Annotated in this window: 8 protein-coding genes; 1 reads left to right on the plus strand and 7 read right to left on the minus strand. The window is 65.8% G+C overall.

Annotated features, from left to right (window positions below; all coding sequences use genetic code 11):
• Positions 1 to 110: 110 nt before the first annotated feature.
• The gene (locus ACREE8_RS15285; RefSeq protein WP_431573872.1) at positions 111 to 593 is read right to left on the minus strand and encodes a peroxiredoxin; all 483 of its coding nucleotides are present in this window, start codon (positions 591 to 593) and stop codon (positions 111 to 113) included.
• A gap of 242 nt (positions 594 to 835) precedes the next feature.
• Positions 836 to 2,887, minus strand: coding sequence for a protein-disulfide reductase DsbD family protein (locus ACREE8_RS15290; RefSeq protein ID WP_431573873.1), 2,052 nt, complete (start codon positions 2,885 to 2,887; stop codon positions 836 to 838).
• Positions 2,888 to 3,121: 234 nt separating this feature from the next.
• Between ACREE8_RS15290 and ACREE8_RS15295 the strand changes: the two genes are divergently transcribed.
• On the plus strand, positions 3,122 to 3,709 hold the full coding sequence (locus tag ACREE8_RS15295) for a YqgE/AlgH family protein (protein WP_225308540.1): 588 nt from the start codon (positions 3,122 to 3,124) through the stop codon (positions 3,707 to 3,709).
• Between the two features lie 200 nt (positions 3,710 to 3,909).
• Here ACREE8_RS15295 and ACREE8_RS15300 read toward each other — a convergent pair whose 3' ends face one another.
• The 5 genes from ACREE8_RS15300 to ACREE8_RS15320 all read right to left on the minus strand — a co-directional run.
• On the minus strand, positions 3,910 to 4,509 hold the full coding sequence (locus tag ACREE8_RS15300) for a GNAT family N-acetyltransferase (RefSeq protein ID WP_431573874.1): 600 nt from the start codon (positions 4,507 to 4,509) through the stop codon (positions 3,910 to 3,912).
• Positions 4,510 to 4,584: 75 nt separating this feature from the next.
• Positions 4,585 to 5,853: a M16 family metallopeptidase gene (locus ACREE8_RS15305; RefSeq protein WP_431573875.1), complete on the minus strand. Its 1,269-nt coding sequence runs from the start codon at positions 5,851 to 5,853 to the stop codon at positions 4,585 to 4,587.
• Positions 5,850 to 7,256: a threonine synthase gene (gene thrC, locus ACREE8_RS15310; protein WP_431573876.1), complete on the minus strand. Its 1,407-nt coding sequence runs from the start codon at positions 7,254 to 7,256 to the stop codon at positions 5,850 to 5,852. Before thrC ends, ACREE8_RS15305 begins: the two co-directional genes overlap by 4 nt.
• A gap of 179 nt (positions 7,257 to 7,435) precedes the next feature.
• Entirely contained in the window at positions 7,436 to 8,125 is a 690-nt protein-coding gene (locus ACREE8_RS15315; protein WP_431573877.1) for a hypothetical protein, read from the minus strand.
• Positions 8,126 to 8,145: 20 nt separating this feature from the next.
• Positions 8,146 to 8,361: hypothetical protein (locus tag ACREE8_RS15320; RefSeq protein WP_431573878.1), on the minus strand; the 216-nt coding region annotated here is incomplete at its 5' end.

Consider the following 8,361-nt stretch of genomic DNA (forward strand, 5'->3'; position numbering starts at 1 on the left):
GGCCTAGCCGCTTCGCGGGGGAGGGCGAGGGAGGGGGCCGCTCGCTATCTGATATCGCGCAGCCCCCTTCCTAACCTTCCCCCGTGTCGGGGGAAGGGACAAAATCTCGTCTACAGCAGCTTCATCACCGCTTCGGCGCTCGAGACTTCGAAGGCGCCCGGGGCTTCGACGTTCAGCGCCTTGACGGTGCCGTTGTCGACCAGCATGGCGTAGCGCGAGGCGCGCAAGCCCATGCCGTAGCCGGTGCCGTCCATGGTCAGGCCGACGGCCTTCGAGAAATCGCCATTGCCGTCGGCGAGCATCACCACCTTGTCGCCGGTGTTCTGCGACTTGCCCCAGGCATCCATGACGAAGGCGTCATTGACCGAGAGGCAGGCGATGGTGTCGACGCCCTTGGCCTTGATCTTCTCCGCATGCTGCACGAAGCCCGGCAGGTGCTTCGCCGAGCAGGTCGGCGTGAACGCGCCCGGCAGGGCGAACAGCACGACCTTCTTGCCCTTGAACAGCTCGTCGGTGCTGACGGTCTTCATGCCGTCGCTGGCCATGGTCTTGAGTTCCACGGCCGGAATCTTGTCGCCTACCTTGATCGCCATTGTCAGTCCTCTCTTCCAAATGAAAAACGGGAGCGCAACCTCCCGCGTCTGGCCTTGCTCCTAAGATAGGCGCAAGCCCCACTCTGTCCAGTCCCTAGAGCCTGATCGTTTCAAGTCGCATCGACTTGAGACGTGAATCAGTCTCTAGTCGTTAGAATCAGAGCAAGATTCACGGATCGGCTTGATAGAAGCCGATCCGACCTTGCTCTGGGCATGACCATCGCCGGGCTTCCGGCATTGCTTCACGGGCCAGCCCGCGCGATCGCATCCAAGACCGCGTCACGGCTCAACAATTCAGGCAGCAGAATGCCCTCGGGCGCCTTGGGGCCATAGACCGCGTTGAAGGGAATCCCATAGCGCCCGAACCGGGCCAGATAGCGCGAGATCGCCTCGTCGGGTCGGGTCCAGTCGGCCCGCATGGTGACGACCTTGGCGGTCTCGAACGCCGCCTTCATCTCCGGGCGGTCCAGCACCAGGGTCTTGTTGGCAAGGCAGGTGATGCACCAGTCGGCGGTGACATCCACGATGACCGTGCGGCCTTGCGCCACCAGATCGCCGATGCGGGCTTCCTCGAAAGGTACCCAGCCGCCGGCGAGGCCGGCCTGCGCCTGCGTGCGCGCCTGGGCGGTGGGCCCGCTCGAGATCAGCGCCGGCAAGGCCAGCGCCGCGATGCCGAGGACGGCCGCCCCGCCCCAGAGCAGCGGACGTTTGTTGTCCGGCAGGCGATGCAGAAGCGCGAGCGCCATCGCCAAGGCGATCAGCAGCCCGGCCAGGATCGCCACGCCCCAGATTCCGATATCGCCGGCGAGGACCGACAGCAGCCAGGCCGCGGTCGCCGCCAGGGCAATCCCCAGCAGGCGGCGCAGATGGATCATCCAGCGGCCGGGCCGCGGCAACGCCACGGCGATTCCGGGAAAGGCCGCAATCGCGAGATAAGGCAGCGCCAGCCCCAGCCCCATCGCGCCGAAGATGACGAAGATGTCGAGGGCCCCGCGCGACAGCGCGAAGCTGACGGCGGTGCCGACGAAGGGTGCGGAGCAGGGCGTCGCCAGCAAGGTCGCGAGCATGCCGGTGAGGAAATAGCCGGGAAGGCTCCGCCGGTCGGCAGCACGTCCCGCGGCCTCGTCCGCGTCGCTCGCGAGACTGCCGAGCCAGCCCGGCAAGGTGATCTCGAACCAGCCCATCAGGTTGGCGGCGAACAGCGTGACGATGAGCGCCATCATCGCCAGGAACAGCGGCTGCTGGAACTGGATGCCCCAGCCGATCGCGAGACCCGCGGCACAGAGCGCGGCCAGCATGGCGGCGAGCAGCAGGAAGGCCGCGAGCACGCCCGCGGCCGACACCAGGAAGGAGAGCCGCACATGGGCCTTCTCGCCGCCGCCATGGCCGGCAACGCCCAGCAGCTTCAAGGAGAGCACCGGCAGCACGCAGGGCATGAGATTGAGCAGCAGCCCGCCGAGGAGCGCCACGCCGATCATCGCCAGCAGGCCGCTGAATTTCTGACCGGAGCTCGCAGCAGGGCTCAGCGTGACATTGCGTTCGAGGCCGCGGATCCCGTCGGTCAGCGTCAGTGTGACGGCCGCACCCGACAAGGCCGGCGCATTCGCCTCGCGGGTAATCGGCAAGGTGAAACGCGCGAGCTTGTCGTCCTCGCCGAGCTGGATCTCGGGCTTGCCGAAATAGAGCCCCGGCGGCGCCTCGACAATGAGATCCGGTGTCGTGAAGCCCGTGAGCGTGGAGCGCGCCGTCACCTCGAGGCTCGGCTTCGTGTCGCTGCCGGCGAGAGCGACTTGCTCCAGTGCCAATCCTTGCGCGCGGCCATCGCCTGGCACTTGCGCGTAATAGCGGTCGATCAGCTGCGCTTGCGCGCTGGGGAGCGCATCGCCCGCCGGAATCTCGAGCGCCAGATCCGCCTCATAGGGAATGCAGACGGTCTCGCAGACGAGGTAGCGCAGATGCGCCTTGATCGAGAGCGGCTTGCCAGGCTCGTTCAGGGTCGCGATCACCGGCAGCACGACCTCGTCCTTGTAACCGAAGGTATCGAGGCCGAAGAGGGTGAAGCGATGGGGCACCGGCCAGAGGAGATCGGCCTTGGCGAGATTGCCGGAGCCCGCCCAATCGACAGCGATCGGATAGCCGGCATCGCCGGGCGAGCGCCAGTAGGTCTTCCAGTCCTTGGCCAGGGTGAAATGCAGCCCGAGCCGGATCTGGCGGGCTTGGCCCACGGCCGTCTGGGCCGAGATCAGACCCACCTCGACCTGGGGCTGGGTGGCGACCGCCGCCCCATCGGCCAAGGCCGGAAGGGCCCCCGCCAGCCCCAGCAGGGCCAGGAATCCGGCCAGCCACAGAGCCCTCGACCCCGGCTGGCGGGGGCGGGCGCTCCTGGATTCTGGGTCGTTCCGGATAGCGTCTGTTTTCATGGGACGGGCCGGATTATAATGACCAGATGATTGAAAATACCTCACGATTCCGTGTCGCCCCGCGCGGCGGAAGGCCGCTTGCCAGGGCGCCCAGGGTTCCCTAGCTAGATGGATATGGACAAGGATCAGGCCCCGGCCCTTCCGGGATATCTGACCGGGCATCTGCTCATCGCCATGCCGACGATGCGCGACCCGCGTTTCACCCGGACGGTCATCTATCTCTGTGCCCACACCGCCGAAGGGGCCATGGGGCTGGTACTGAATCGGCTGGTGGGCTCCCTCACCTTCCCCGACCTCCTGGCCCAGCTCGGGATCGAGCCCGGCCCCGGCATCGAATCCATCCGCGTGCATTTCGGCGGGCCGGTCGAGACCGGCCGGGGCTTCGTGCTGCATTCCTCGGAATACAACGCGTCCGGCACCATGCAGGTGAGCGACGAGGTGGCACTCACCGCCAGCCTCGACATCCTCAAGGACATCGCCGCCGGCAGCGGCCCGCGCCGCAGCCTGCTGGCGCTGGGCTATGCCGGCTGGGGTCCTGGCCAGCTCGATGCCGAGATCCAGGCCAATGGCTGGCTCTCGGTCGCCGCCGACGACGCCCTCATCTTCGACGCCGCCCTCGACGACAAATGGGAACGCGCCATCGGCAAGATCGGCATCAGCGCGTCGCGGCTGTCGGGGCAAGCGGGACACGCGTAGGACGCGCGGCGCTCGCTTCATTTTGTTTTTCTTTCCTCGCCCTCACGAAGTGAGGGAGATGGAGGCGAAGAGTTAGTCGGAGCGTGGCGGAGACTTACTCGGAGCTGGGTGAGGGTGTGTGCGCAAGAAAAGCCCACCTCACCCTACCTTCTCCCCCGCTGCGCGGGCGGAGAGGGAAGACTCATCCTGAAGCAGCGCGCCTAAGCCTTCTTCCGCCAATTGTCGCCGGCGAGCAGCCCGAACAGCAGATGGTCCTGCCAGCGGCCGTCGATGCGCAGATACTCGCGCGCGCGGCCTTCTTCCCTGAATCCCAGCTTCAGCAGCAAACCTCGGCTGGCCTCGTTATGGGGCAAGCAGGCCGCTTCGATGCGGTGCAATCCCAACTCGCCGAAGCCATAGGAGACGACGCAGCCGAGCGCCTCGCTCATATAGCCGCGGCGCGCATGGCCGGCGCCGATCCAGTAGCCGAGGCTCGCGGTCTGGGCGACGCCGCGCCGGACCTGGCCCAGCGTGATGCCGCCGAGCAGAACATCGTCCTCGCGCCGGAAGATGAGGAAGCTGTAGCTCTGGTCGGTGCGCCATTCCTCGCCGGCATATTTGACGCGCCGGACGAAGGTGCCGCGGGCATGGGCCTCGGCGGTCCAGGTCGGCTCCCAGCGCACCAGGAAATCGCGCGAGCTTTCGCGCAAGTCCCGCCAGGCGGCGAAATCGAGCCGGGCCGGCGGGCGTAGATAGACACCCTGCCCTTCCAGCCGGGCGCCATAGCCCGATGGCAAAAGGGCGCGACGACTCCACAGCATCGCCCGTCCCCCTTCCCCCGTCGGTCTCTGCCCGGTTGACCCGATTCTCGTCCCCTTGAGTCTAGCCTGACGCTTCTAGGCCGCGAAAGCCTCGGCGACGCGCTTGGCGCTCGGCAGCTTGCCGACGGGGCCCAGCGCCGCCAGGGTCGGCGGGCTCGCCGCCAGCTGGCGCGCGAACCGGGCCAGGGAGGCGCGGTCGACCGCCTCGATGCGCTGCAGCAGCTCCGCCGTCGTCAGCGGCCTTCCATAGGCCTGAAGCTGCTGGGCCAGATGCTCGGCCCGGGCGCTGGTGCTTTCGCGCGCCATCAGCAGGTCGGCGCGGATCTGCGCCTTGGCGCGGCGGATCTCCTCTTCCGTCAACCCCTCGGGCAGGCGGCGCAGCTCTTCGGCGATCAAGGGCAGCACCTCACCGGCCTCGCCCTCGCCCGTGCCCGCATAGACCGCGAACAGGCCGCCATCGTCATAGGAGGAGGCGAAGGAATAGATCGAATAGACCAGGCCGCGATTTTCCCGCACCTCCTGGAACAGGCGCGAGGACATGCCGCCGCCATAGAGGGTCGAGAGCACGGACTGCAGGTAATAGTCCTCATGCAGATAGCCGACGCCCTCGAAGCCCAGCACCAGATGCACCTGCTCGAGATCGCGGTCGGCGCGGTGATCGCCGCCGACATAGCGCGCCGGCACCGTGGCCGCGGGACGGCCCTGCGGCAGGTCGGTAAAGAGGGCCTTGGCGCGCTCGACCAGGAAATCGTGATCGACGCGGCCCGCCGCCGCCAGCACCAGCCGCTCGGGGCCGTAGCTGCCACGCAAGTAACCTTGCAGATCGCCGCGCTTGAGTCGCTTCACCGTCTCCTCGGTGCCCAGCACCGGGCGACCCATCGGCTGATCGGGATAGGCCGCGGCCTGGAAATGATCGAATACGATGTCGTCGGGCGTGTCCTCGGCCTGGCCGATCTCCTGCAGGATCACGGTGCGCTCGCGTTCGAGCTCGCCCGGATCGAAGGCCGAATGCTGCAGGATGTCGGCAAGGACATCGAGGCCCAGCGGCAGATCGTCGGCCAGCAGCTTGGCGTAGTAAGCCGTGCGCTCGCGCGTCGTATAGGCGTTGATCGAGGCGCCGACCGATTCCATCTCGACCGCGATGTCCTTGGCGCTGCGCCGCTCGGTGCCCTTGAAGGCCATATGCTCCAGCATATGCGAGACGCCGTTGAGCTCGGGCGGCTCATGGCGGGTGCCGACCGCGCTCCAGACGCCGATCGATGCGGTCTCCACGCTCGTCATCGCATCGGAGGCGATGGTGAAGCCGTTATCGAGTTTCGTCACGCGGACGCTGTCGTCACTCATGCATGGACCTCTTCGGCGAGACGCCGCTTGATATGGGCTTCGATCGCGCCGAGATCGTTGGGCAAGCGCTCGAACCGTTCGGGCTTGGTCATCAGGTCAGCCAGATGTGGGGGCAGCAGGGGCTCGACACCAGTGGCCCGCTTGACCGCCTCGGCGAATTTGGCCGGATGGGCCGTCGCCAGCGCCACCACCGGTGTCTCGCCGGTCTTGGCCGCCTCGACCGCGGCGGCGATGCCGATGGCACTGTGCGGATCGGTGAGCTCGCCGGTCAGGCGATACAGCCGACCGATCTCGGAGAGCGTGCCCTCGTCAGATAGGCGGAAGCCCTCGAACCATTGCAGCGCCGCCTGGTGGCGCGCCGGCGAGAGCGTCATCGACTTGCCTTTGCGGAAATTCTCCATGTCGACCGCCAGCGCCTTGCCGTCGCGGCCATAGAGATCGAACAGCAGCCGCTCGAGATTGCTCGAGACCTGGATGTCCATGGAGGGGCTGAGGCTGGGCTCGACGCCGAGAATCTCCATCCTGCCGGACGCAAAGAAGCGCGTGAGGATGTCGTTGCGGTTGGAGGCAACGATGAATTTCTCGATCGGCAGCCCCATCTGGCGCGCCGCATAGCCGGCATAGACATTGCCGAAATTGCCCGTCGGCACGGCGAAGCGGATCGCGCGGTCGGGCGCGCCCAGCTCGAGGCCGGCGCGGAAGTAATAGACGATCTGGGCCATGATGCGGGCCCAGTTGATCGAGTTGACCGCGCCCAGCTTGTGCGCCTCGCGGAACGGCCGGTCGTTGAACATCGCCTTGACGAGATCCTGGCAATCGTCGAACGAGCCCTGGATCGCGAGGTTATGGACGTTCTTCGAGGCCACGGTCGTCATCTGCCGGCGCTGCACGGCGGAGACGCGGCCTTCGGGATGGAGGATGAAGATCTCGATGCTCTTGCGGTCGCGGCAGGCCTCGATCGCGGCCGAGCCGGTGTCGCCCGAGGTGGCGCCGACGATGGTGACGCGCGCATTGTGCGAGGCCAGCACATTGTCATAGAGCCGGCCGACAAGCTGCAGCGCCAGATCCTTGAAGGCGAGCGTGGGCCCATGGAACAGCTCCATCGACCAGAGCCGCTCGCCCAGCTGCTTCATCGGCACCACGGCCGGATGATCGAAGCTGGCATAGGCGTCGCGCACCATGCGCTCGAAGGCGGCCTGGGGCACGGTGTCGCCGAGGAAGGGCGACATGACGCGGATCGCGAGATCGGCATAGGAGAGCCCGCGCCAGCGCCGCAGCTCGGCAGCCGAAATCTGCGGCCAGCTCTCCGGCACATAGAGGCCACCATCGCTGGCGAGGCCCGCCAGCAGGACCTCGTCGAATTTCAGCGTCGGCGCAGCACCGCGGGTCGAGATATAGCGCAAGAGCGAATGGTTCCTGGATCGAAAGGAGGCCCGAAACGGGCGAGAAGGCAGTCGCCGAGCGGGCGTCAGACGCTACCCTATCGCCCGGCCGGCCATGGCCGCAAGCACACAGGATTTTCATATTTTAACTATATATTTCAATTATTTAAATAAATACCTGCAAGCAAGCGAGGCCCACGTCACTGCTCACACGCCGGCCTATCCGAGCCAGACGGTTTTGGTTTCGGTTGGCCCATCTTGATGATGCGAAGATCGGTTGTGCCATCAGGTTTGAGAGGAGCCCAGTCCTTCGGGCGACCCCACCATCTCAGCAGGCAGATGAGCCCCCAGGTCACGAAGAACAAACTTCCACCAACTCCGCTCCAACCTTGCTCGAGCGCTCCCCTGGTGAGATCCCTCGCAGCGCACACAGCAGTGAGTCCGGATGCGCCGAAACAGATCAGCATCCCTGCCCACAGAAACAAGGCCGGCGCACGGCATACCATTGCCGACGCATCGAAACTGGATGTGAACGGCGGAGGTAAATAGAAGGGCCTGGAGTGACGCGGCGCCTTCTGTAACCGCATCTTCACCCAGATGAGAGGCCACACACTCGACGCCAGAATGACGATCGACGCGTTTGACATCAGACAGAATCCGAAGAGATCGCCAAAGCTGGTGGGTGTAATGCATCCTACCGTGATAACTGCAATCAGTACAAGAAGCGCGATGCTCGTCATCCAGTCTGAAGGCTGGACCACTTTTCGCTCGATCAGCGTCCGCTGCTCGTCGGTAAGGATATAGGGCCAGACGAACAGCCCATAGTTGATGAAGTCGTAATTGCCGTCGGCTCGCTTCCGAAAGGTCCGTTCGCCATAGATCTTCTGCAACCAGCGCCTATACAATCCCATCAAATGCTCTCGCGGCTCAAGTACCAGAGCCGCATCGCCATAAGCAGGCAGAGCGTCGCCACGATGCCGGCCACCAGCATCGTGGTCTCGAGGCCGAAGGCGAGCGCGATCAGGAAGATCAGGACCGCCAGCGTCGCCATCGCCGCCATCGACATCGTCAGCGCCCGACGTGCGCTGCCCGAGATGCCAGGCCGGGGGCCCGCCTGATTGTCGAG

This window comes from Hypericibacter sp., from assembly GCF_050729195.1.
Taxonomy (GTDB): Bacteria; Pseudomonadota; Alphaproteobacteria; order Dongiales; family Dongiaceae; genus Hypericibacter.